This window comes from Paenibacillus glycanilyticus, assembly GCF_030161375.1.
Lineage (GTDB): Bacteria > Bacillota > Bacilli > Paenibacillales > Paenibacillaceae > Pristimantibacillus > Pristimantibacillus glycanilyticus_B.
Genome location: NZ_BSSQ01000015.1, coordinates 1 through 25,193, shown reverse-complemented (window position 1 = coordinate 25,193; position 25,193 = coordinate 1). Strand labels below are relative to the sequence as shown.

Sequence of the window (25,193 nt, the reverse complement as noted above, 5' to 3'; positions counted from 1 at the left end):
TTTGTTTGTGTTAAGGTTTGTGCTTTTTTCTTTACCAAGTGTGACTGTGGCCCACTAACAGTCACACACCACTCGCCTCTTCCCGTTTGCAGATGAAGTCTGCAGCGGGAAGGGGGCAGCTGGATTTTGGTCGTTATGCTCCAGTGGAGCAGAAGACTATCTCTGGAGAAGTGAAACGTTCGCCTTTGGTTACCGGATTCCAACTTTGCAAAAGTTGATTCGGAGGAGTCCGGAACCAACCGCGATCGGAAGAGATAGTCTTCTGCGGAACGCTGATTATCATAACATCCCACATAAAAAAGCAGCCCCCAAAGGAGCTGCTTCAATCTTCAATCCGCAAACTACATCTTCATTACCCCGCCCATACTAGCATTCGTAACGAGATGCGAGTAACGAGCCAAGTAGCCGCGTTTGATTTTTGGTTCGAAGCCAGGCCATGCGGCGCGGCGTTTTTCCATTTCTTCGTCGCTGATCATCAGGGTAATTCCACGGTTGTTCATATCCAGCTCGATGATGTCGCCGTCTTGAACGAAGGCGATTGGGCCGCCTTCAGCCGCTTCCGGAGATACGTGACCGATACTGATCCCGCGGGATGCGCCCGAGAAACGTCCGTCAGTGATGAGGCCGACTTTTGTGCCAAGTCCCATACCAACGATTTGCGAAGTTGGAGCAAGCATCTCTGGCATACCAGGACCGCCTTTAGGACCTTCGTAGCGGATAACGACAACATGGCCCTCTTTTACTTTGCCGCTCGAGATGCCTGCAAGAGCATCATCTTGGGAATCGAAGCAAATAGCAGGTCCTTTATGGTAGCCGCCAACCACTTTGTCGATAGCGCCGACTTTAACGATAGAGCCGCCTGGAGCCAGGTTGCCGAACAATACAGCCAGACCGCCGCGTTCGCTATGCGGGTTGTCGATAGTACGGAGCACATCCGTATCCAGGATTTCGCAGCCTTCAACATTCTCGCGAAGCGTTTTACCGGTAACCGTTATACGCGAGCCATCCATTGCGCCATCTTTTTTGAGAAGCTCATTAATAACGGCACTTACGCCGCCTGCAACATGAACATCTTCGATGTGGTAATCGGATGCCGGAGCGATTTTCGCAAGATGCGGAACGCGTTCTGCGATTTCATTGATACGTTCGATTGGGTATTCGATACCAGCTTCATGCGCAATAGCAAGCGTATGAAGAACGGTATTTGTTGAACCGCCCAAAGCCATATCAAGAGCAAATGCATTGTCGATTGTTTCTTTTGTCACGATATCGCGTGGTTTGATGCCAAGTTCGATCAGTTTCATCAGCTGGCGAGCCGATTCTTTAACGAACTCTTTGCGCTCAGGCGATACGGCAAGGATTGTACCGTTACCTGGCATTGCAAGGCCAAGACCTTCTGCCAGACAGTTCATCGAGTTTGCCGTAAACATACCGGAGCAAGATCCGCAAGTCGGACAACCGAATTGTTCCAACTCAGTAAGACCTACTTCATCAATTGTGCCAGCGATATACTGGCCTACGCCTTCAAATACGCTAGTCAGGGAGATTGCACGGCCGTCGGATGTTCTGCCGGCTTTCATTGGTCCGCCGCTTACGAGCATGGTTGGGATGTTAACACGAAGGGCACCCATCATCATGCCAGGCGTAATTTTGTCGCAGTTAGGAATGCAGACCATACCGTCGAACCAGTGTGCGTTAACTACTGTTTCTATGGAGTCCGCAATGATCTCGCGGCTAGCAAGGGAGTAACGCATCCCGATGTGACCCATCGCGATCCCGTCGTCTACGCCAATTGTGTTGAACTCGAACGGCACGCCGCCTGCTTCGCGGATTGCTTCTTTAACCAGCTTGCCGAACTCCTGCAAATGGACATGACCTGGAATAATATCGATATAAGAGTTGCAAACCGCGATAAACGGTTTACCGAAATCTTCTTCCTTAACACCTGCTGCCCGCAGAAGACTGCGGTGAGGTGCACGGTCAAATCCTTTTTTAATCATGTCGGATCTCATTTTCTTAGGCGCCATGCTAGTCCCTCCCATGTAATGTCATACCTTTGAGTTTAACATATCGGACAACTGTTGGCTATACGGCTAGGAGGCGGTAACTCCTGCAAAATGCTTGAAAAACAGCGCAAAAAAGGCGTATTATGGGTAACTGACCGCATTTTTCGACAAATTTCTGTTACCGTCTTTTTATTTGTGGCAAAATGAGTACTGCGGTTGATGAAGGAGGAAAGACATCATGTATAAATTGCTGCTCGTCGACGATGAACCGGAAGTTACGGAAGGTCTGATGATGGAGATCGATTGGCAAAGCTGCGGCTTTTCCGAAGTGAAGACGGCCGGTAACGGCAAAGAAGCGATGGAACTTGTAGAAAAAATGGAGCCCGATGTGCTCATTACCGATATTAGCATGCCCTTTATGAACGGCCTCGAGCTGTCCGATTGGGTGAAAAAAATGTATCCGATCACCCGCGTCGTTATATTGACCGGACATGACGAATTCGAATATGCCAAACAGGCGATCAATCTGCAGGTAGAAAACTACTTGCTGAAGCCTTTCTCGGGAAGCCAATTGACGGAGACGGTTCTTCAGGTGAAGCGGCGCATGGATGAAGAAAGAGAAATGCGAAATAACGTGGAGCTGCTGAGGGAGCATTACCGGATGACGTTGCCCATCGTAAGAGAAAAGTTTTTGTCTTCCTTAATAACGCGGCATCAGTCGCTTGCGACTATTCGCGAGAAAGCGGAGAAATACGGTATGGAGTTAGGCGGAGAAGGATACGTCGTTTCCGTCATTTCCGTTCTTCATTCGGACAAGCCGGAGGAGGAGTTGGATGCTCTCCATACCGTATCTTCTATTAAGGACCTTGACCTGAAGTTGTTCTCGATCAGCAACATTGCGAGCGAAATATGGACCAGGCATAAGCTTGGGAAGGTGTTTATCCACCAAGACCAGGTTGTTTTGTTTACGGTAAGCCCCGACGGCCAAGTAGACGATGTAATGGAAGCTACCCAAGACGCCCTTAAGGAAATTTTGCAAAGCATAGACAAGTTTCTGAAGCTGCCGGTCATGATTGGGGTAGGGACGTTTACGCATGATATCCGAAGCTTGAAATATTCGTACGAAGCGGCGGAAGTGGCGCTCGATTACCGGAGAATTCTTGGCATCAATCAAATTATTTGCATTGACGATATGGAAGACCGGGTGCAGGAAAAGCTCGTCTTCGACGAGTGGAAGGAGCAGGACCTGGTTCGCTCCATTAAAGTGGGGACTGAGCAAGAACTTACGCAAGTTATTGATGAGCTGTTCGAGGATATCGCCCGCGTGCAAGCGCCGGTTCATGACTTCGAGCATTATTTGCTGGAGATGGTGACGGCTATTATCAAGCTGTCGAAGATGATCGACGACGGAAGCGGTCCAATCTTCGCAAGCGGAATATTGGATCAATTCCAGAAGCTAAATACGTTGCACGAGACCAAAGCGTGGTTCGCCGATCTATGCGGGAAAGTGCGGAGCCGGATTGCGAGCCGGAGGCAACATTCGTACAAGCATATTGTAGAGGAAGCTATTCAATATACGAAAAGCTCTTTTGGAGACCGGGAGATGTCAATCGCTCTTGTGTGCGCGCATCTTCATATCAGCACGGGTTATTTCAGCAGCTTGTTCAAGAAGGAAGTCAAGATGACGTACGGCGCTTATCTGCTGCAACTCCGCATGGAAGCTGCGAAGGAGTATTTGCGCACATCCGAGCTGAAGACGTTCGAAATCGCGGAGAAGGTTGGTTTCGCCGATCCGAATTATTTCAGTTTGTGTTTTAAGAAGTACGCTGGCGTATCGGCGAAGGAATACCGCAGTGGCTTAACGGAGACGTCCAAATGATGCGAGGCAGAAGCATTCAATATATATTGTCCGTCTCTTTAATTGTGTTCTCGGTTGTCATCATCATTGTTGTAAGTACGGTGTTATACAGCCGGTTTGCCACAACGGCCGAGGAAAACGCATTCCGCAATTCCCAGCAAATCGTCGATCAAGTCAGCTATAGCCTGGAGAACAACGTGCAGGCGACATCGGATCTGTTCAACATGATGTACCATACTATAACGCAAAGCGGCGATGTAGATTCCGAAATGCTTAAGCGCCAGCTGGCGACTATGATGTCGACCCGCGCGGATACGGTATCGCTGGCATTATTTGATGATAAAGGTCAACTTGTTACGGATTTGCCCGATGTAGCAATGAAGAAAGCACTCGACGTCACCTCCGAAAGCTGGTTCCAAAGCGCGCTGGATACCCCGAACCATTTGTCCATATCGCTGCCCCATGTGCAGAACCTGTACACGGAGCAGTTCAGATGGGTCGTTTCTCTAAGCAAAAGCATTACGATCATTCATAACGGCAAGCCGATACAAGGGGTATTGCTTCTAGACGTCAACTTCAACACGATTGATGAATTATCCGACCGGGTAAGTCTTGGCGAGAAGGGTTATGTCTATATCCTGGACGAGTCTGCCGGCAACATCGTGTATCACCCGCAATTGCAGCTTATTTACGCGGGACTTAAGGAAGAGAATGTCGAACTGGCCCTCAAACATACTTATGGGAGCTTCATTGATAAAACCTCGGACGATACCAAGATCATCAGCGTGCAAACGATAGGCAATGTAGGCTGGAAGGTCGTAGGGGTGTCCTATCGGAATGAAGCGATGACCTCCATCTCGGAGCTGAACAGATCCATGTTCCAGCTCCTTCTTGCGTTGATTCTAATTGTGGTGCTGCTCTCGAGCATCGTGTCCCGCCGTATTTCGAGACCGATCAAGCAGCTGGAGTTGTCCATGAAGAACGTGGAGAATGGCAATTTTGAACAGACGGTTATAAGTGAAGGTCCTTTGGAAGTCAGGCATTTGGCTGATCGCTTCAATATGATGATCACAACGATTAAGAAGCTCATGCGGCAAATTGTTACGGAGCAGGAGAGCAAACGGACGTACGAGCTTGAGGCATTGCAAGCGCAAATCAACCCGCATTTTCTGTACAATACGCTGAACTCGGTAGTCCGGATGGTTGGCATGAATAAAAACGAAGAAGTGACCACGATGATTACTTCGTTGTCCAAGCTATTCAGAATCAGCCTAGGCAAAGGGAAAAGCGTCATCGCTATCGCGGATGAGCTCGAGCATGCCCGCAACTATTTGGTTATTCAACAAATGAGGTTTAAAAATAAATTCGATTTCTCAATTGAAGCCGATGAGGAGGTTCTGAACTTTGCCACGCTCAAGCTGATCGTGCAGCCGCTTATTGAGAATGCGCTTGTCCATGGCATAGAGCCTTCCGTAGACAAAGGGCGCATAACGGTAAAGGCTAGACTGGACGGCGATGAAGTGGTGATTGTAGTAGGGGACAACGGACTTGGCATGTCCGAAGAACGGCTGGCGCAAGTCACGGCTGGTCAAATTACGAGCTCCAAAGGTTCAGGCGTTGGCGTGATGAACGTACAGGAGAGGATCCGCCTGTTCTACGGTCAATCTTATGGCCTGCATTTCGAAAGCGAGCTTGAAGAAGGGACAACCGTAACGATACGGTTCCCGGCACTAGGAATGGACCAGGCGGAAGGGAGAGAGCAGGAAGCATGAACAGGAGACAAAGGATCATTATAAGCATTATGCTTGCTGTCGCTTCCCTTGTATTGCTGATCTCAGCTTTTAATCCCGGGTTTCTGGAGAGGAAACAGAAGCCGTCGGATATTACGATTCAAGTGATTTTGCGATCCAACGAAGGCGACTATTGGCAAAATGTCATGATGGGAACGCAAGCGGCCGTAAGAGAATTCGGTATCACGATGTATACGACTACGCCGTATGACGAAGCGGATGCGGACGGGCAACTGAAGGCGGCTATGCTGTCGCTTGAGACCAATCCCGACGCAATCGTGCTTGCGGCAAGCGGCGACGAGACGTTTGCTCCTTTTTTGAAGGAGGCTGCGGAACGTCATATTCCCGTCATTGCGATCGACAGCTTATTGACCTCCGGAACAATAAAGTCTTATATCGGCATGGATAATTACGCGGCTGGCCAGCAAGCACTTGAAGAGCTGGCTGGCCAGCTGGAAGGGAAAGGCGATATCGCTATTGTCAAACATTCGACTGGCGGCATTAATGGCGAACTCAGAGAGCAAGGCATTGTGGATGCGTTGGTCCAATATCCCGGCATCCGTTTGGTTGACCGGATTTCATGCGAAGGCGATCATAACAGCTGCAAGGAAGCGGTAGCAGAGGAATTGCGGAAGCGGCAGCTGAATGGAATCGTCGCTTTAAATACGGAAGCTTCCATTGGAGCGGCTATGCAATTAAAGGATGAGCAAGCGGCAGACCGGGTGAAGCTGATCGGCTTTGACAGCTCGCAAGAGCTGCTCGAGATGCTGCAGGACAATCAGTTGCAGAAACTGATCGTGCAAAACCCGTTTAGCATGGGTTATCTGGGGATCAAATATGCGATGGAAGCAGCGCTTGGGCACAAAGTCCCTGCTCGTGTCGAAATTAATCGGAAGTTGATCGACAGAAATAACATGTTTTGGAAGGATAATCAGAAATTGCTATTCCCCGTCGTTCAGTAATAAGAAATTGATGAGAATATTAATAAAAAAGATGAGAATATTAGATTCGAATCCATTTCAAATTTCGACATAATAAGGATGCAGCAAGCAAGCGATAACAGCAAGCTCGCATTACTTAATTCACTCGGGGGGTATTACAGAGATGAAAAAATGGACAGTGGCTCTCGTTGCAGGAGCAGTACTACTTACAGCAGCAGGTTGCGGAAACAATAATAACGGCGGTTCCGGCGGCGGAAGCCTTCCGAAAACAGGCGTTGCGATCTACAAATTCGACGACACGTTTATGAGCGGCGTGCGGAACTCGATTACGAAAGCGGCTGAAGGCAACGTTAAGGTTGATATCGTTGACAGCCAAAACTCCCAACCGACGCAAAACGATAAAGTTGACTTGTTTATTACGAAAAAAGTAAAAGCTATGGCGATTAACCCGGTTGACCGTACGGCAGCTGGCGTTATCATCGACAAAGCGCAAAAAGCCGACATTCCGGTTGTATTCATCAACCGCGAGCCACTGGCTGACGACCTTGCGAAATGGGACAAAGCGTTCTTCGTAGGCGCGAAAGCAGAAGAATCCGGCACAATGGAAGGCGAGATCGTAGCAGACTACTGGAAATCGCATCCTGAAGCGGACAAAAACGGCGACGGCGTACTGCAATACGTAATGCTGAAAGGCGAGCCTGGTCACCAAGACGCTGAGCTTCGCACGAAGTTCTCCATTCAAGCAATCGAAGACGCTGGCATCAAAGTTCAAAAGCTGGCTGAAGATACGGCAATGTGGGACCGCGTTAAAGGTCAAGAAAAAATGGCAGCCTTCCTTGGTTCCCATGGCGACAAGATCGAAGCAGTACTTGCAAACAACGATGACATGGCACTCGGCGCGATCGAAGCTCTGAAAGCTGCCGGCTACTTCAAAGGCGACAAGAAAATGCCGGTTGTAGGCGTTGACGCAACTGACCCTGCTATGCAAGCTCTGAAAGACGGCACGATGCTTGGTACCGTTCTGAACGATGCGGACAACCAAGGTAAAGCTACGGTTATGCTGATGAAAGTTCTTGCTGCAGGCGAGACTCCTACAAAAGAAAACACTGGTTATGACATCACGGACGGCAAGTACGTTTGGATTCCTTACCAAAAGGTGACTCAAGAGTCGGCTAAGTAAGTTTGTTTTAAAGCAATAAAAACGCAACAGACAAAATAAAAAATAATGATACGAAAACAGGGAGCGACATTCGCACTTCCGTCGCCCCCTGTTTTTTTGTACCTTGCTTCTTGGATGGGAGCCGGATTAAAGGAGGCTATATTAATGGCAGAGCAGCATCCTTATTTGCTTGAGATGAACAATATTACGAAGACTTTCCCTGGCGTTAAAGCACTTGATAACGTAACGTTGAAAGTTCGGCCGGGTACGGTTCATGCCTTGATGGGCGAGAACGGTGCAGGCAAATCGACACTGATGAAATGCTTGTTTGGTATTTATCACCCGGATGCGGGCGAGGTTTTTCTTGATGGACAGAAAGCGGATATTAAAAGTTCGAAAGACGCCCTTACAAGCGGCGTATCGATGATTCACCAGGAGCTTCATCCGGTGCCTCAGCGCAGCGTAATGGAGAACATTTGGCTTGGCAGATTTCCGATGACCGGCATCAAGCCGTTTCGGTTTATTGACCATAAAAAGATGTACAAAGACACTGTCGCATTGTTTGAAGATTTGAACATGGACATTGATCCGAACCAACTGGTCGGCGAATTGTCGGTGTCCAAAATTCAATCGCTTGAGATTGCGAAAGCCGTGTCGTTCAATTCGAGAGTTATCGTAATGGACGAGCCGACTTCCTCCCTGACGGGCAACGAAGTTGAGCAATTGTTCGCGATTATTAATAAGCTGCGTGCACGCGGCGTAGCCATTATCTATATTTCGCACAAAATGGAAGAGATTCTACGTATCTCCGACGACGTAACCATCATGCGCGATGGCAAATACATCGGCACTTGGGAATCCAAAGACCTGACGATCGACATGATCATTCAGCGTATGGTTGGCCGCGATTTGTCCGATCGTTTCCCTGAACGTACAAACGTGCCCGGAGACGTGATGATGAAGGTAGAAGGCTTAACTTCCATCAATCCTAAATCCTTTAAAGACGTTTCCTTCGAACTTCGCAAAGGCGAGATTCTAGGCGTAGGCGGCCTTGTTGGCGCGCAGCGCACGGAATTGATCGAAGCCCTGTTTGGTCTTCGTTCGGTGAAATCCGGTGCCATCTATAAAGACGGCAAGCAAGTAACGATTAAATCCCCGATTGACGCGAAGAAGCAAAAAATCGCGCTTTTGACAGAGGAACGGCGTGTTACGGGTATTTTCCCGGTACTTAACATTACGGAAAACACGGCAATCGCAAATCTTGGCTTGTACAAAGGACCGTTTGGTCTCTTGAACGAATCGAAGATGCGCGTCGAAGCGAAAAAAGGCGTTGAGAAGTTCAGAACGAAGACGCCTTCGGTTAATCAGCTGATCCGCAACCTGTCGGGCGGTAACCAGCAGAAGGTGCTTCTTGCGCGCTGGCTGCTGACGGATCCGGATATTCTGCTGCTGGACGAGCCGACTCGCGGTATCGACATCGGCGCAAAATATGAGATTTACCAGATCATTATCGATCTTGCGAAGCAAGGAAAAAGCATCATTATGATTTCGTCTGAAATGCCGGAGCTTATTGGAATGTCGGACCGGATTATGGTGATGTCCGAGGGACGCGCAACCGGTATTCTCGATGGCAAAGATGCGACAGAACAAAGCATTATGAGACTGGCCGCACAGACGGGCTAGTGATGAGGATTTGAAGGAGGATTAACACCCATGGAAGCTACAAAAGGTTCAAGAGCAAGAAGTATGTTCTCACAAAACGCGATCTGGATCGTTCTGATCTTGCTTATCGCTGCTATTACAGTAATGGATACGAACTTCCTGTCCGTTACAACATTCCGTGATATGCTGATTCAATCGTCGACGCGTCTTATCATCGCGCTTGGCGCGGCGTTTATTCTGATTACTGCCGGTACCGACTTGTCGGCCGGCCGCGTAGTTGGTCTGACGGCGGTTGTATCCGCGTCGATGCTGCAAAGCTCGGATTACGCGAATAAGTTTTTCCCCGATCTGCCGCATCTCCCATTGATTCTTCCGATCGCCATTGCGATCGTTGTAGGTCTCATTGTGGGCTTGATCAACGGTATTATCGTCTCCAGGTTTAACGTTCCGCCGTTTATCGCAACGCTTGGTACAATGGTTGCCGTATACGGTGCCAACTCCCTGTACTTCGATATGCCCCCTAACCAATCGCAGCCAATCGGCGGTCTTCGCAAAGACTTCTCCGAGCTCGGTATCGGTTCCATCGGCAGCGGTGAGTGGTCTCTGCCTTACATCGTATTGATCGCAATCTTCGTTGCGTTCATCGTATGGGTTGTATTCAACAAAACAACGCTTGGCAAAAACATGTACGCGATCGGCGGCAACATTCAAGCTGCTCACGTATCCGGTATTAATGTAGCGAAATGCCTAATGTGGATCTATGGTATCGCTGGCGCTTTGTACGGTCTGGCTGGCGTTCTCGAAGCAGCTCGTACGGGCGGCGCGACAAACAACTATGGCAACATGTACGAGCTTGATGCGATCGCAGCCTGCGTAGTCGGCGGCGTATCGACAACAGGCGGCGTGGGCCGCGTAAAAGGCGTAGTTGCAGGCGTATTGATCTTTACCGTAATCAACTACGGTCTTACTTACATCGGCGTCAGCCCTTACTGGCAGCTGATTATCAAAGGTGCAATTATCGTCGTTGCGGTAGCATTCGACATCCGTAAATATGTAGCGAAGAAATAGTCTTTGCTGCTTAAGAAACGATACCCGCAGAGGTACGCTTGAAATAGCGTGCTCCTGCGGGTATTTTTCTTTTTAGACAAATTACGTCATTTGACGACATTTTATCTAACATCGAATAGATTGATTAAATCGGATTTGTTGAGAGTCACAACAAAATCAATTATTTTGTGTCATATTACCTAACATAAATTCATTTACTTCAGACAAACGGCTGTCTATAATGAAACTAATACACTTTGGGAGAGGTGGCCCGCATGCAATTAACGGAACGCGAGAAAGAGAAACTAATGATCACGATAGCAGCGGATTTGGCTAGAAGGCGGATGAAGCGCGGAGTAAAGCTGAACTATCCGGAAAGCGTGGCGCTTATCACTTCCGAGATTATGGAAGGCGCAAGAGACGGCATGTCGGTTGCGCAATTGATGGAATACGGCACAAAGGTGCTGACGCGCCAGGACGTAATGGGCGGAATTCCGGAGATGATTCACGAAGTCCAGGTGGAGGCGACTTTTCCGGATGGCACAAAGCTCGTTACGATCCACCATCCCATCTCCAGCTAGGCGATAGATTGCTGCTAAGGAGGAACGCGGTATGATTCCAGGAGAATACCGGATTACCCCGGGCTCCATCGTATTAAATGCCGGACGCCGGACGGTGAAAGCGGTTGTCGTGAACACGGGCGACCGTCCCGTTCAGGTTGGCTCTCATTTTCATTTTTTCGAAGTAAACCGGGCATTATCGTTTGACCGCGAAGCGGCTTTTGGCATGAGGTTGCATATTCCGGCAGGAACGGCCGTAAGGTTCGAGCCCGGGGAGGAGAAGCCCGTTACGCTCGTTGAGCTTGGAGGCGCCAAGCTGTCATACGGATTAAACGGATTATCGCAAGGAAAGGCGGAAGCGGGCGCGATGCCGGAAGAAGTCCGCAATCGGCTCCTTTCATGGAAAGGGGAAGGCGAATGAGCGTCATCGACAGACATAGTTACGCGGCGATGTTTGGACCTACGACGGGAGATGCGGTTAGGCTGGCGGATACCGAGCTATGGGCCGAGATCGAGAAGGACTTTACCGTTTATGGCGATGAATGCAAGTTTGGCGGCGGCAAAGTCATCCGTGACGGGATGGGACAATCCAGCGGTGCCCTGCGCGATGAAGGGGTTCTCGACACTCTGATAACAAATGCCGTCATTATTGATCATTGGGGAATCGTGAAAGCGGATATCGGGATTAAAGACGGCTTTATTGTAGGGATCGGCAAAGCCGGCAATCCGGATATTATGGACGGCGTAACGCCTGGCATGGTGGCCGGTGCGAGTACCGAGGTCATTGCCGGCGAAGGGAAGATCATTACGACCGGAGGCGTTGATGCCCATATCCATTTCATATGTCCGCAGCAGATCGAGACGGCTCTTTCTTCCGGCGTCACAACGATGATTGGAGGCGGTACCGGGCCTGCAACCGGAACCAATGCTACGACGGTAACGCCAGGTGTCTGGCATATGAGCCGGATGCTGGAGGCAGCCGAGCATTTTCCGATGAATCTCGGTTTTACGGGCAAGGGCAATGCTTCCTTTATGGAACCTCTGATTGAACAGATTGAAGCGGGAGCAATTGGACTGAAGCTTCACGAAGACTGGGGGACAACGCCCGCTGCCATTGATGCTTGCCTGCGAGCCGCGGACCAGCATGACATTCAAGTTGCGATTCACACGGATACGCTGAATGAAGCCGGTTTTGTGGAAGATACGCTGAAGGCAATCGGTGGGCGGACCATACATACTTACCATACGGAAGGTGCCGGAGGCGGTCATGCGCCGGATATTATTGTGGCAGCGGGCGAGATTAATGTACTTCCTTCCTCCACCAATCCAACCCGGCCTTTTACCGTCAATACGATTGAAGAGCATCTTGATATGCTTATGGTATGTCATCATTTGGACAGCCGAATTCCGGAGGATGTTGCCTTTGCGGATTCCCGGATTCGTCCCGAGACGATAGCGGCGGAAGATATTTTGCACGATATGGGCGTCTTTAGCATGATCAGCTCCGATTCCCAGGCGATGGGCAGAGTTGGGGAAGTTATCATCCGTACGTGGCAGACCGCTGACAAAATGAAACGGGAACGCGGGCCGCTCTCCCCGGATACGGTAAGCGATAATTTCCGCATTAAACGTTATGTGGCGAAATATACCATCAATCCTGCTATCACCCATGGCATCTCCCATCTGGTAGGTTCTGTGGAGGTTGGCAAGTTCGCCGATCTGGCAGTCTGGCAGCCCATGTTTTTTGGCGTGAAGCCTGACATGGTGCTGAAAGGCGGCAGCATTGCCTACGCTCAGATGGGGGATCCGAACGCTTCGATCCCAACTCCGCAACCCGTATTTGGACGTCCGATGTTTGCCTCCTTTGGCAAAGCGGTATATAAAAGTTCAATTACGTTTGTATCGCAGGCGGCGTTTGACAAGGGGATTGACCAACAGCTTGGACTCCAGAAGCGGGTGGAACCGGTGAAAGGCTGCCGATCGGTAACGAAAAAAGATATGATCCACAACGATGCGACGCCGGTTATCGAAGTAGATCCGGAGACTTACAAAGTTACCGTCGACGGAGAACACGTCACCTGCGAACCGGCTGAGACGCTTCCGATGGCGCAGCGTTACTTTTTGTTCTAGGAAGGAGCGGTTTCCTGATGGGGTATTCCGCGGCTTGGCTGGCGATGCAGCAGTTATTGGATTCCGCTCTGCCGATCGGCGGCTTCTCCCATTCCTTTGGTCTTGAGACGATGGTGCAGGAAGGGCGGATCCGGGATAGCAGACAGCTGTATGAATATGCTTCGGCTATGCTCATGCAAAGCTGGGCGACCTCGGATGCGATGATTATTCGAGCCGTATACCGGGATGCTCCGCTGAAAGAATGGGGAAGATTGTTTGCGATTGAGCGGCTTGTCCATGTGCAGCGCATTGCCGTAGAGACAAGAGCGGGAGTCGAGAAGATGGGACGACGCCTGTTGCAGCTCGCGACGGCTATTCATCCTGAGCTTGATTGGACGCTATTAAATGAAGCGTTGCGTCTGGGGCAGTGCCGGGCTACCCATCCGCTCGTTCACGGATTTATTTGTTGGCAATTGGGCGTCTCGGAGGAACAGGCTGTCCAAGGTTACTTCTATACCTGTATTGTGACTTGCGTGAACAGTGCATTAAGGCTGATGTCCATTGGACAAACGGAAGGGCAGTCGCTTATCGCAAGGCTGTCGCTGCTCACGGACGCAGCGACTGGTTTGGCCATGTCCATGGAACCGGAAGAAGCCTACTCCAATATGCCGATGGCGGAGCTGGCGATGATCCGGCATGAGCAGCTATATTCTCGATTATTTATGTCTTAACCAACGTTAAACCAAATGGGGAGGAACAAATATGTGCCAAGGACAAGGACATACGCATAAAGAGTGGGAAAAGCCGGTGATCGACGCGACGCGTCCCATCCGAATTGGAATTGGAGGACCGGTAGGTTCGGGCAAAACAGCCCTGGTAGAGCGTTTGTCGCGGGAGCTCAAGGATAAATATAGTCTGGCCGTTATTACTAACGACATCTACACGAAGGAAGATGCCCGGATCTTGTTTAACACGGGTGTGCTTCCGGAAGACCGGATCCTTGGGGTGGAGACTGGCGGTTGCCCGCATACGGCGATCCGGGAAGATGCGTCGATGAACTTCGAAGCGATTGAGGAGCTGCAGCGCCGCTTCGAGAAGCTGGATCTGATCTTTATTGAGAGCGGCGGCGATAATCTGGCTGCGGCCTTTAGTCCGGAGCTGGTGGATCTCTTTATCTATATCATTGACGTGGCTCAAGGAGAGAAGATCCCGCGCAAAGGCGGTCCCGGTATCATGCGCTCGGATTTGCTCGTCATTAACAAGATCGACCTTGCGCCTTATGTAGGAGCAAGTCTGGAAGTTATGGATGCGGATTCGAAGCGGATGCGCGGCGATCGTCCATTTGTTTTCTCCAACATGTTTGGGGGCGAAGGGGTAGCTGAAATTGTCGGCTGGCTAGAGCATGAATTTGCGCATGCGAGGGGCGAAGCGCATACTCATATTGTGCAGCTTGGTTCGATGCCGCATAAGCACTAGAATGACGACAAACTCAACCGAAAAGCGCGCGGTGCGGACATCTGTACTGCGCGCTTCCTTTCTTTATGCCGACGGTGCAACCAGGCTAACCGATAAGTATCACACCTCGCCCATCAAAATCGCAAAAAGCTTCCCGCTAAAAGATCAGCTCGCCGTCATCGTCATGGATGCCTCTCCCGGGCTCCTGGAAGGAGACTGTTATGAGCTGGACTGGCAGGCGAGGGAGTTCTCGCATGCCTATATTACAAACCAGTCTTATATGAAAGTTCATCCCAGCTCGACGAGCGAAGAGGCAATGGGATCCTCGATCAGCCAGACTTTCCGGTTAGGTGATAATGCGATCATTGAGCACATGCCTGAACCGGTTATGCTCTATAAAGACGCCAAGCTTCATAGCACAACCAGTGTCCATCTCGGACCAGGCTCAGTATGGATGCAGGCGGAAGTAATATGCCCGGGACGTACGCTTCGCAACGAACAGTTTCAATATGCTGAACTTCGCAGCAGCCTGTCCGTCTACTATGGGGATGAGCTGATTTTTGCCCAGCGGCAGCGGGTTGTGCCCGGCCAACATCAGCTTGCGGCTCCCGGATGCTGGGGAGAAATGACGCATATGGCGAGCTTTTGCTTGTTCACCGATCAATTAACGTCTTCCCAGATCGGGTTGATCAAACAGCTTGTCGACGATTTGCCTGCCACCGGTGATCATCAGGTTGTAGTTGGCATCTCCGAAACCGAGCGTTATGGACTGGTAGCGGTCGCGGCCTCCACCGCGGCATGGCCGCTTCAGGAGGCCATGCGTTATTTGTGGAATCATGCAAGAAATATCGTGCTTCGTAAAGAATCTGTATATTTCATGTATTCTTGAACACTGGACTTGGCTGTACGTTCAAAAAACGGTATATTTATAGATATGAATGTATTAGCGAGGGTGAATAGATGGACCTGGATCAGGATAAGCTTCAGAAACTAAGAGAGCTGGATGACGTTTTCCGTAAACTCCGCAGATTGATCAATGCGGAATACAACCGCTTTAATGCTCACGGCCTTGGCATGACGGAAGGCAAGATGGTCATTATTCTCGCCGAGCATGGACCGCAGAAGGCTTCGGCCATGGCGGAGTGGCTTCGTATTACAAGCGGTGCGGTGACGGGTATATCCGACCGGCTGATAGACCTTGGCTACGTGGAACGTTCGCGAAGCGAATTTGATCGTCGGATCGTGATGCTTAGCGTAACCGACGAAGGCCGCAAGCTGGTTGATTTTATTATGGAAATGCGCGAACGCATTATGTTTAAGTTATATGATGGCTTTGAGATTGACGATATTGAGAAGGCAACCGATATTTTTATCCGGATGTCCGATAATCTCGATCAGAAGAACGAAACGCCAGAAGAATCTTAATAGCGAAAGATCTGCCCTTACTGGGGCAGATCTTTTTTTTTGTCGGATTATGAACCTGTTGAGCAGTAATGACGGACGCCGATCTTCCAGAGCAGCAAACAGGGGATGATAAACACGATTCCTGCCAGAGGCGAGAGCATATACAAGATTTCATGACCGTCTGTGCGCCCCAATATATAGAGTAAAGGCAAATAATTGACGCATCCAAGCGGGATGATGTAGGTGAAGAAGACCGCAACCCATTTCTCATAGATCGATAACGGGTATTTCGCCATTTCGCGTCCGCCGTCGGTGAAGACATTGGCTACCTCCAGCCCTTGAATGGTCCAGAAGCTAAACGAGGCAGTGGCGATAAATATTCCGGCGAAAATGAGCGTGCCGCATACAATCATTAGAATGAGGGTCAGTAACTTAGGTGCCGTAAGCGTAAGCGGAAGTTTATTTAAAGACCATAGTAAGATGATCAAGCTCTGAAGCATACGACCGAGCCTTGCGAATTCGAAGCGGGAGCCAAGCACCTGCAACACCGTGCTTCTCGGGCGTACGAGCAGACGGTCGAAATCGCCGCTTGCCACTAACGTGGAGAACATGTCGAACCCGCGGGCGAATGTTTCGGCTAGCGCAAAGCTAAGGCCAACTATTGCGTAACATAACGCGGCTTCGTAGAAACTCCAGCCTTTTACCTGGCCGAATTGCGCGAACATGAAATAAAGTCCGGCGAATACGGTTAGCGGGGTGAGGGCCTGCCCAATGGCCAAGAGCCAGAAAGATAGCCGGTATTGCGTCTGGGATTTGAATAATATCGCTACATATTTCAGATAGAGATACATTGGTCGTTAACCTCCTTGTACAACAACTTGCCGAAGTGCGCGCTTGATACACCACCGGCCTACTATAATAAGGACAGCAAGCCATAGGAGTTGAATGATCATTCCTTGCAAGGCTTCTGCCGGCGGGATTTGCCCGGAATAGACGCGAAAAGGGAAATCGGCCGTCCAGCGGAATGGCAATACGTAAGTGAAATGCTGGAGCCACGCCGACATTAGAGGGATTGGAATGATCATCCCTGACAGGAATTCTCCGGTGACGGCTATAACCAAAGTCGACCCGACGGGAGACATCGTCCAGAAGACGGAAATATAAATAAACATGGAGATGGCTACATTTAGAGCGAGCCCGATTAACAGCGTCAGGACAAACGGTATAAAGCTGCTTGCCGAAGGAGGCAAGGACAAGTTATACGGGATCGGCAGCAAGAAGGCAATGAGAAGAATCGGCAGGCAGCGGAGAATCGCGCTTGATAACCGCTGCGCAAGAAGTTTGGCATACCAGAAGGAGTAAATGCCGCATGGCCTGCAAAGTTCATAGGCAATGTTGCCGCTCGTAATAAGCTGGAAAATCTCGTTGTCCCTGAACCAGAGCATAACGAAGGAGAGGAAGATTTGCTGCAGCCATATGTACGTAGCCAGTTGGCTTAAGGTCATTTGCGGCTCGGCGGTGCTATGCTGGTAGAAAGCGACGTACACCATGATGAATATAAGGCCAAAAAATAATTGGGTGGCTAGACCGGCCAGCGCGGCAGCCCGATATTGAAGGCCGCTTAGGAATCGCAACTTCCAAACGGAAATATAGGCATTCATATCTGATGCTCCTTATAAAGCTCCAGAATAAGCTCTTCCATAGGCGTCGTTTCGATGCCGATATCCAGAAGCTCGATCTGCTCCGATAATTTGGCGATGATGCTGGCGACAGGGACCGTGTCGATATCGACGCTGTAAACGGCGCGTTCCGGAGACCAGGACAAGCAGTTGGTTCCTTCGATCTCGATCGGCTTGGCATGCTCGCGGTAGTCGAGGGTGATAATCCGATTTGATCCAAACCGGCTGCGCAGATGGGCTAGCGATCCGTCATACAGGAGAGTTCCTTTGCCAATCATCAGAATCCGGTCGGCCAACGCTTCAATATCGTTCATATCGTGCGTTGTTAGAATAACGGTGACGCCGCGTTCCTTATTGATCGTCTTAATAAACTGGCGGACGGCGATTTTGCTGCTTGCATCAAGTCCAATCGTTGGTTCGTCAAGGAATAGAATCTTTGGGTTATGCAGGAGAGACGCGGCGATCTCGCATCGCATGCGTTGGCCGAGGCTTAGTTGCCGTACAGGCGTTTGAAGGATGTCGCCCAGAGCAAGTGATTCAGTAAGCAAAGCTAGGTTTTCCCGGTATACTACGGGTGGGATGTTGTAAATATCGCGCAGCAGCCCAAACGAATCAATGACGGGGACATCCCACCACAACTGAGTCCGTTGACCAAATACCACGCCGATATTCCGGACGTATTCCGTACGGTCCTGCCATGGCGTGTAGCCGAGTATCCGGCAGGATCCGCTATCCGGCACGAGAATGCCGCTCATCACTTTTATCGTCGTTGATTTGCCTGCTCCGTTTGGTCCGATATAACCGACGATCTCGCCGGGGGAAATATCGAATGAGATATTGTGAAGCGCCTCCACAATAGTATGCTCGCGCGCGAACAAAGCTTTGACCGCTTGCCCGATTCCGGCAGTCCGCCGTGCGACCTTAAAGGATTTATTGATGCCATGCAGCTTAATCATTGAGTTAAGCCTCCTTACCGTTGATTTATAGTGCAGGAAAAAAATATACCGGTATTCGCCAAAAAAGTATAGACTTATAATAAAATCCAAGTTATAATACTATTATAGAGATCGAGGATATCTATGAATTGGCCAAAATAGTTTTTAATCTTTTTTAGGGAAGATACACTTTCTTCTTATTTATTAGAATTGTAATGAGTTATTAAATCGTACATAACGCCTTGCATGTTGCCTTGAGCAAATGCAGGGCTTTTTTATTGCCTTTAGATAATGAAAGAGACCGTACAGATCAGATCTGCACGGTCTCTTTCTCATTTGAACTATTTGTTTGGAATCTATAACGATTCGCCATTCAAGTAATTGAAGAATGGTTTGTCGACCCAGATCGGATAAGACTGGATGTTAAGTCCGGTGCCGAGCTTTTTGAATCCTTCTGCAATAGCTGCAGACGGTTCGTTCAGCGAGAAGGATTGCGCGTAGAAATGTCCGTCTCCCGTAATTTTGTTATTCGTAATCTGGATATAGTCATTTAGTGCAGTCAAGGAATAATAAAGCGGTTGCCACCAGGAGCTTGCGATGAGTCCGGTCTGGTCTTCGCTGTTCTTCTTCGCATATTGCAAAATAACCGGCTGGAAGCGGGATTTGTCAGCCGCGCTCGCAAACTCGAATTTCAAATCGTATTCCTTTGCGTAAGCAATATAATTGCCGTTATCAATTTGGACGACTTTATAGTTGTCCGTTTGAACCGGCTCGCCCCATTCCTTCAAATAAATAAAGGCGGATGTCTTTGGCTCGAGCTGGACTTTGGCGCGGATCCCTTCGCTCCGGAGCAGGCCAATGAGTTGAACGGCATGCTTCAAATTGTCATGGCCGTAAGTGAGGGACAACGACTCGACGAAGTTGGCGTCAAACCGGTTATCTTTCAGATTATAGCCGGTGACCAGATTTTGCTTCAGAGCAGTATCAACGACGGTTTGGAGCTCCGGAGCTTGAATAAGATCGGAGGTGTTGTAAGCATCGGCGAGCTTGCCGTAAATATCGGCATCGGACGTATAACCGATATAATGCTTGTACTCTCCTTTAATAGAAAGAATTTGTACGAGAAGAGCTTCAGCCAGATCCGGCGAGGCGGATTTTCCTTTGATTTCCTTGTAGTAAGAAGTCGGGATAAGCCCGGTGTCAACGGCGGTTGCCAGCTCTTGCGCAGCAGATAAGTTCAGGCCAGTTGAAGAGTAGCCGATTTGTTTCAGCGCGGCTGTTGTTTTGCCTTGCGGGTATGTATGGGCAAGCTCGGTTAACCCGGCAGCCTTCACGGCAATATACAATGCGCCGGATGCTTGAAGCGGCTTGTCGGCGTCGACTTTTAATGAAGTAATAATTCCGTGCTCATATAATGCGGCCGCGGAAGAATAATAAGGACTGGAAACATTTAGATCGCTAAATGCCGGTTTGGCATCGCTTGCCTGAAGATTCAATACTTTAGCGACTTGCTGAAGGAATTGACCTTTGGTAACGGTTCCGTTCTCGAAGGTTATGCCGTACTTTTCTTGCAAGAACAGTTCATATTCTGCCGAAGCGGACTGCTGGACCGACGTAGTTTGAGCGGGTACTGCTCCTGCGGCGGACAATGGCAATGCGGCAGAGAATAGAAGGGATACGGCGAGAGTTCCGGAAAGGAACCATTTGGAACGCAATTTCATCATTAATACCTCCATTAGTTAGGAATAAAAATTATTACTATTAATCCACTCGGAATTGTATGGAAATATTATCATTGTTACAAAATGGTGTCAATAGTTTAACGACACAAGCCATGTTTTATAAGCTATAGTAGAATAGAAGAAGTTAAGCTTATGCATGTGATGCAAGATTTTAGGAGGCAAGGGACGACATGAATACGAGCAAGAAAGCAGAACGTTTGAAAAAAGCCCCTGCGCTTAAGGCGAATGTAGCCCCAGAACTGGCGCATCGGGTGCCGCCTGGACAAACAACAACGGACCGTTTTCCGATCCTGCATGAAGGGGAAGTGCCGGAGTACGATATGGCGCAATGGACCTTGCGCGTTTTTGGCGAGGTAGATGAGGAATTGAGTTTTACATATGAGCAGCTTATGTCTCTTCCTCAGATTAAACAGAAGAACGACATCCATTGCGTTACCCGCTGGTCGAAGCTCGATACCGAGTGGGAAGGCGTACGTTTCACGGATTTATTGAAGTTGATAAACGTAAACTCTGATGCTAAATATGTAATGATTCACGCCGATCAAGACTATGAGACGAATCTGCCGCTTGAAGATCTGCTGCATGATAATATCTTGCTTGCGCATAGCTTCGACGGTGAACCGTTAAATGCCAAACATGGCTGGCCGCTTCGTTTGCTGGTCCCGCATCTGTATTTCTGGAAGAGCGCGAAGTGGATTAGAGGCATTGAATTTATGAGAGAAGACCGTCCGGGCTTCTGGGAAAGAAACGGCTTCCATAATTATGCCGATCCGTTCCGCGAGCAACGTTTCTCCGGCGAGGATCTTGGTCTTCCGGAAGACGAGTGGCATCATAAAGATTTCGATTAAGGGTGGCATATAGCCGGATAACTAGAGATATGGTATAGTACGTAAGGTACATTCGAATAAATGCTGAAGCGTAAGGCTTCAGGAGAGGTTCGCGAACTCCCTCTATAAAAAACTAAGAACTGGAATCTATTCTGATTCCATTTTTTTCGTTTTGAGACAGATGTACAGGGTGTTGTTCGAAGGGTCTCTCCTCATCTATGGGAGGAGAAGAGAAATGAAAAAAGGAAAAGCAGTTGTCGTATTCAGCGGCGGTCAAGACAGCACGACTTGTCTGTTCTGGGCACTGAATCGATATGAAGAGGTGGAAGCGGTCACTTTCAACTACGGGCAGCGCCATGCGCTCGAGCTGGAATGCGCTTCGCAGATCGCCGCCGATCTTGGCGTGCGGCATCATGTGCTTGATATGTCGCTGCTGGGCCAGCTGGCGCCTAACGCGCTGACACGGTCCGATATTGAGATCGAAGAGCAAGAAGGCGGCCTTCCGACTACTTTTGTAGACGGACGAAACTTATTGTTCCTGTCCTTTGCGGGAGTGCTAGCCAAGCAGATCGGAGCAAGAACGATTGTAACCGGCGTGTGCGAAACGGATTTCAGCGGTTATCCGGATTGCCGGGATATCTTTATCAAATCGCTTAATGTAACGCTTAATCTGTCGATGGATTATCCTTTTGTTATCGAAACGCCTCTTATGTGGCTGGACAAAGCCGAGACATGGGAGCTGGCTGACCAGCTTGGCGCTTTTGATTACGTGCGGACCAAGACGCTAACTTGCTATAACGGAGTGATTGCGGACGGCTGCGGACAATGCCCGGCCTGCAAGCTGCGGAGCCAGGGGCTGAACCGGTATTTGGCGACCAAAGAAGGGGGCCATGCGGAATGATTCAGCAAATTTATCCAAGCGTCCAGCATCCTTTTCAATATGAATTAAACAAAGATATGCAGTTTGCGGCGGCGCATTCCATTCCTTCCGAGGAAGCGGGCCATTGCGCGCGCGTGCATGGGCATACGTATTTTGCCAACGTGACGATTGCAGGCGATGAGCTGGATACGTCAGGTTTTCTAGTGAATTTTGCAGCGGTGAAGAAGCTGATTCATAACCGTTTTGACCATACGTATTTGAATGATCACGTAGATGTGTTTGACAATAACGACCCGAACCGTTTCCCCACAACAGAGGTTGTCGCCCGCACGATTTACGAGATTGTACAATCATTTCTGGATGAAACTCCTAATAAGGCGACCTGCGTTCAGGTCTTCTTAAGGGAAACGCCAACCAGCTATTGCATTTACCGCCCGAAGAAGGTCGCTCGCAATGGCTGAGAAACGTATTCCGGTCATGGAGATTTTTGGACCAACCGTACAAGGCGAAGGAATGGTCATTGGGCAGAAAACGATGTTCGTCCGTACGGCTGGTTGTGATTACTCCTGCTCGTGGTGCGACTCCGCCTTCACTTGGGACGGAACGGGGAAAGACGATATACGGATGCTGACCGCCGAAGAGGTTGTGGCTGAGCTTCGGGAGCTTGGCGGTCATGCTTTTTCTCATGTCACCTTATCGGGCGGCAATCCGGCACTGCTGAAAAATGCGGATGAGCTTATTAACGTTCTTCATAGCGACGGAATTCGCGTTGCCGTGGAGACGCAAGGCAGCCGCTGGCAGGATTGGCTTCTCGATATAGATGAGCTGACTTTGTCGCCTAAGCCGCCAAGCTCCGGTATGACGACCAATTGGGAAGTGCTTGATGAGATTGTGGCTAAGCTAGCCGGCGGCCATAATCCGTTTAGCTTGAAGGTTGTTGTGTTTGACGAGCAGGATTTGGCTTATGCGGCCGAGGTGCATAATCGTTATGCGGATGTGCCGTTTTTTGTGCAGACCGGTAATGACGATTTGATTGAGGGAAACAACGGGAAATTGGCAGCGAAGCTGATTGAACGTTATGAATGGTTAATTGATCAAGTGATGACGCGTATTGATATGAATAATGTAAGAGTTCTGCCGCAGCTGCATGCCCTTGTATGGGGCAATAAACGCGGGGTTTAAACCGGAAGGAGAGACTAGCAAGATGTCTGGAAGAAAAGAAGAGGAATTGCAAGGAATTAGCCTGCTTGGCAATCAAGGTACACGTTACCCGATGGAATATTCGCCTGCCGTACTCGAATCATTTGATAATAAACACCCTTACCGGGATTATTTCGTCAAGTTTAATTGTCCGGAGTTTACGAGTCTGTGCCCCATGACAGGCCAGCCGGATTTTGCAACGATCTACATTTCCTACATCCCGGATGTGAAAATGGTAGAGAGCAAGTCGCTCAAGCTCTATCTGTTCAGCTTCCGCAACCATGGCGATTTCCATGAGGACTGCATGAACATCATCATGAATGATCTAATCGAGCTGATGCAGCCTCGCTACATCGAAGTATGGGGCAAGTTCACGCCGCGCGGCGGCATCTCGATCGATCCGTATTGCAACTACGGCAAGCCGGGTACGAAATTCGAGCAAATGGCCGAGCAACGGCTGTTTAATCACGATATGTATCCGGAGAAAGTGGACAATCGATAGTCGGGATGGGAAAATCTCAAGAATGGAGCGTTTGGAGAGGGGATAGGTATCTCATGAGGAAATGTATCTCCTTTCGGCCGCGGTTGCCAATGTGAAATTTTTAATTTACTCGTTGCAGACGAGATTTCACATGTGGCAAAGGCGGACGCTCCGCTCCTACAGGAGATACATCTCCTCTATCGATACATTCCCCTCATAAGTAAGCCCACCTCTATCGATTTTTTGAGGTGGGCGGCAGAAGGACTACGAGTCATATCGTGGTCCTTTTTTTGCTTTACCCACCGTTAACCTGGTGTAGGAATCGCTAAAGCGGATTGTAAGGAATTATTCCTCTTCTTCGTCAAGCAAGACAATATCCAGAATCGTGGTTTGACCGTCAACGATAGTAGGCATCCGTAGGGCGGTTTGTTTGCCGGGGAAGGAGAATTCGGCGGTTGGCAACCCAGCTGCAATATTGGTAAAAGCATATTGACCGTTGCTGTTGCTGATGATTTGACGAACCAGCTCGCGGTTCGTTGTTACAATCTCGGCGAGAGCCATGTCCAGCGGGTTGCCGGATGTGTCTCTTATCGTTCCGCGCAGCGTTCCGAATTCAACGCTAAGCGTAAGATCCGCTCTTGAGGAAGCAGTCGCGTTAGTTGTCAGAGATCGCGCCGCTGAACCATAAGAGGGGGCGGAAGCCGTAACCGTATAAGTGCCGGGTACTACGGGATCGGTTATATAATTGCCGTTGAGATCCGTAACGGCCGTTTGCAAGAATACTTTTGTAGAAGCATCGAGAACATGGACAACACTGCCCGGAATAGGCGCCGTATCGATATTGCTGGTGACGGTTCCGCTAATCGGAAAAGATTGACCCGTGGAGGCGATCGTTACATTTGCGGTTTGCGTCTGGCCGATTTGCTCCGGTATGAGGGTTGTCGAAGTGCCGGCCCCTGCGTGGCTGGCGACAATCGTTTGTTCCCCGGATGGAAGGCTTGGTACGATATATTCCCCGTTGCTGTCGGTAATTCCGTTCCCTCCAATAACTCCATTGGAATCAACAATGGTAACAGAAGTGTTCGGCAGCGGCTGTTTGCCTGGTGTCGTTACCGTGCCGCCTACGGCCGTTTTTATCTGGATTAGGGCAGGGTCAGCTCCTTAATTAGCTGCTGCGTTTTTTTGCGCCGGTTTCAGTTTTTCTAATAGAGGAACTACCGTTATGTAACTGTAGCAAGAAAAAGTTTTAAAAAAAGCTTGCATTGCTCTTTGAATCCATGGTATATTCTTATTCCGGCCGCGAGAGACAAGCGGTTGGGACGACAAGCTGAATAGCATTGATTGATAGAAATTGAAATTGATGAAAAATAAAGCTTGACACTGAAAACGACGACGTGATATGATATACCGCGTTGTTGAAAAAAATTGTTCTTTGAAAACTGAACAACGAGCGAAACT

At 49.4% G+C, this 25,193-nt stretch carries 25 protein-coding genes and 1 riboswitch; of the genes, 18 read left to right on the top strand and 7 right to left on the bottom strand.

Translation table 11 applies throughout. From position 1 onward, the window contains the following. Positions 1-341: 341 nt before the first annotated feature. A complete protein-coding gene (gene ilvD / locus QQK89_RS18995) occupies positions 342-2,027 on the bottom strand; it encodes a dihydroxy-acid dehydratase (RefSeq protein ID WP_284240234.1) in 1,686 nt (561 codons plus the stop codon). Between the two features lie 217 nt (positions 2,028-2,244). Between ilvD and QQK89_RS18990 the strand changes: the two genes are divergently transcribed. The 13 genes from QQK89_RS18990 to QQK89_RS18930 all read left to right on the top strand — a co-directional run bounded on the left by QQK89_RS18990 (position 2,245) and on the right by QQK89_RS18930 (position 16,012). Beyond that, positions 2,245-3,885 carry a response regulator gene (locus tag QQK89_RS18990; protein WP_284240233.1) on the top strand — a complete coding sequence of 547 codons (1,641 nt, stop codon included), beginning with the start codon at positions 2,245-2,247 and terminating at the stop codon, positions 3,883-3,885. Continuing rightward, complete coding sequence (locus QQK89_RS18985) at positions 3,882-5,636, top strand: cache domain-containing sensor histidine kinase (protein WP_284240232.1); 1,755 nt, start codon at positions 3,882-3,884, stop codon at positions 5,634-5,636. The genes QQK89_RS18990 and QQK89_RS18985 overlap by 4 nt, the downstream gene beginning before the upstream one ends. Next, positions 5,633-6,616: a substrate-binding domain-containing protein gene (locus QQK89_RS18980; protein WP_284240231.1), complete on the top strand. Its 984-nt coding sequence runs from the start codon at positions 5,633-5,635 to the stop codon at positions 6,614-6,616. The genes QQK89_RS18985 and QQK89_RS18980 overlap by 4 nt, the downstream gene beginning before the upstream one ends. A gap of 142 nt (positions 6,617-6,758) precedes the next feature. Continuing rightward, on the top strand, positions 6,759-7,775 hold the full coding sequence (locus QQK89_RS18975; protein WP_284240230.1) for a galactose ABC transporter substrate-binding protein: 1,017 nt from the start codon (positions 6,759-6,761) through the stop codon (positions 7,773-7,775). Positions 7,776-7,919: 144 nt separating this feature from the next. Then, on the top strand, positions 7,920-9,437 hold the full coding sequence (locus QQK89_RS18970; protein WP_284240229.1) for a sugar ABC transporter ATP-binding protein: 1,518 nt from the start codon (positions 7,920-7,922) through the stop codon (positions 9,435-9,437). A gap of 30 nt (positions 9,438-9,467) precedes the next feature. Then, positions 9,468-10,484, top strand: coding sequence for a galactose/methyl galactoside ABC transporter permease MglC (gene mglC, locus QQK89_RS18965; RefSeq protein ID WP_284240228.1), 1,017 nt, complete (start codon positions 9,468-9,470; stop codon positions 10,482-10,484). Between the two features lie 254 nt (positions 10,485-10,738). After that, positions 10,739-11,044, top strand: coding sequence for an urease subunit gamma (locus tag QQK89_RS18960; RefSeq protein ID WP_284240227.1), 306 nt, complete (start codon positions 10,739-10,741; stop codon positions 11,042-11,044). A gap of 31 nt (positions 11,045-11,075) precedes the next feature. After that, on the top strand, positions 11,076-11,444 hold the full coding sequence (locus QQK89_RS18955) for an urease subunit beta (protein WP_284240226.1): 369 nt from the start codon (positions 11,076-11,078) through the stop codon (positions 11,442-11,444). Next, positions 11,441-13,153 (top strand): urease subunit alpha, encoded by a 1,713-nt coding sequence (gene ureC / locus QQK89_RS18950; protein ID WP_284240225.1) that lies wholly within the window; start codon positions 11,441-11,443, stop codon positions 13,151-13,153. Before QQK89_RS18955 ends, ureC begins: the two co-directional genes overlap by 4 nt. 17 nt (positions 13,154-13,170) lie before the next feature. Then, the gene (locus tag QQK89_RS18945) at positions 13,171-13,863 is read left to right on the top strand and encodes an urease accessory protein UreF (RefSeq protein ID WP_284240224.1); all 693 of its coding nucleotides are present in this window, start codon (positions 13,171-13,173) and stop codon (positions 13,861-13,863) included. 31 nt (positions 13,864-13,894) lie between these two features. Then, positions 13,895-14,608 carry an urease accessory protein UreG gene (ureG, locus tag QQK89_RS18940; protein WP_284240223.1) on the top strand — a complete coding sequence of 238 codons (714 nt, stop codon included), beginning with the start codon at positions 13,895-13,897 and terminating at the stop codon, positions 14,606-14,608. A gap of 1 nt (position 14,609) precedes the next feature. Further along, the gene (locus QQK89_RS18935; RefSeq protein WP_284240222.1) at positions 14,610-15,476 is read left to right on the top strand and encodes an urease accessory protein UreD; all 867 of its coding nucleotides are present in this window, start codon (positions 14,610-14,612) and stop codon (positions 15,474-15,476) included. A 71-nt stretch (positions 15,477-15,547) separates the two neighbouring features. Continuing rightward, on the top strand, positions 15,548-16,012 hold the full coding sequence (locus tag QQK89_RS18930; protein WP_284240221.1) for a MarR family winged helix-turn-helix transcriptional regulator: 465 nt from the start codon (positions 15,548-15,550) through the stop codon (positions 16,010-16,012). 47 nt (positions 16,013-16,059) lie between these two features. Here QQK89_RS18930 and QQK89_RS18925 read toward each other — a convergent pair whose 3' ends face one another. The 4 genes from QQK89_RS18925 to QQK89_RS18910 form a co-directional block, all read right to left on the bottom strand. Further along, complete coding sequence (locus QQK89_RS18925; RefSeq protein WP_284240220.1) at positions 16,060-16,842, bottom strand: ABC transporter permease; 783 nt, start codon at positions 16,840-16,842, stop codon at positions 16,060-16,062. Between the two features lie 6 nt (positions 16,843-16,848). Continuing rightward, entirely contained in the window at positions 16,849-17,652 is an 804-nt protein-coding gene (locus tag QQK89_RS18920; RefSeq protein WP_284240219.1) for an ABC transporter permease, read from the bottom strand. Further along, complete coding sequence (locus QQK89_RS18915; protein WP_284240218.1) at positions 17,649-18,626, bottom strand: ABC transporter ATP-binding protein; 978 nt, start codon at positions 18,624-18,626, stop codon at positions 17,649-17,651. The genes QQK89_RS18920 and QQK89_RS18915 overlap by 4 nt, the downstream gene beginning before the upstream one ends. Positions 18,627-18,961: 335 nt before the next feature. Next, a complete protein-coding gene (locus QQK89_RS18910; RefSeq protein ID WP_434481728.1) occupies positions 18,962-20,326 on the bottom strand; it encodes a hypothetical protein in 1,365 nt (454 codons plus the stop codon). Between the two features lie 191 nt (positions 20,327-20,517). On the opposite strand from QQK89_RS18910, the gene QQK89_RS18905 reads away from it, so the two are divergent. From QQK89_RS18905 to queF, 5 genes are all read left to right on the top strand, one after another. Further along, positions 20,518-21,195: a sulfite oxidase-like oxidoreductase gene (locus tag QQK89_RS18905; RefSeq protein WP_284240216.1), complete on the top strand. Its 678-nt coding sequence runs from the start codon at positions 20,518-20,520 to the stop codon at positions 21,193-21,195. 78 nt (positions 21,196-21,273) lie between these two features. Continuing rightward, positions 21,274-21,317: riboswitch (PreQ1 riboswitch) on the top strand. Positions 21,318-21,409: 92 nt separating this feature from the next. Continuing rightward, complete coding sequence (gene queC, locus QQK89_RS18900) at positions 21,410-22,075, top strand: 7-cyano-7-deazaguanine synthase QueC (RefSeq protein WP_284240215.1); 666 nt, start codon at positions 21,410-21,412, stop codon at positions 22,073-22,075. Beyond that, on the top strand, positions 22,072-22,515 hold the full coding sequence (queD, locus tag QQK89_RS18895) for a 6-carboxytetrahydropterin synthase QueD (protein ID WP_284240214.1): 444 nt from the start codon (positions 22,072-22,074) through the stop codon (positions 22,513-22,515). Before queC ends, queD begins: the two co-directional genes overlap by 4 nt. After that, a complete protein-coding gene (gene queE / locus QQK89_RS18890) occupies positions 22,508-23,236 on the top strand; it encodes a 7-carboxy-7-deazaguanine synthase QueE (RefSeq protein ID WP_284240213.1) in 729 nt (242 codons plus the stop codon). Before queD ends, queE begins: the two co-directional genes overlap by 8 nt. A gap of 22 nt (positions 23,237-23,258) precedes the next feature. Beyond that, positions 23,259-23,756: a preQ(1) synthase gene (gene queF / locus QQK89_RS18885; protein WP_284240212.1), complete on the top strand. Its 498-nt coding sequence runs from the start codon at positions 23,259-23,261 to the stop codon at positions 23,754-23,756. Positions 23,757-24,080: 324 nt separating this feature from the next. Here the strand turns inward: queF and QQK89_RS18880 are convergent, their stop codons facing one another. Beyond that, complete coding sequence (locus QQK89_RS18880; protein ID WP_349816736.1) at positions 24,081-24,872, bottom strand: carboxypeptidase-like regulatory domain-containing protein; 792 nt, start codon at positions 24,870-24,872, stop codon at positions 24,081-24,083. Between the two features lie 24 nt (positions 24,873-24,896). Further along, positions 24,897-25,193 (bottom strand): hypothetical protein (locus tag QQK89_RS18875; RefSeq protein ID WP_284240211.1); only part of this gene is annotated, 297 nt, incomplete at its 5' end.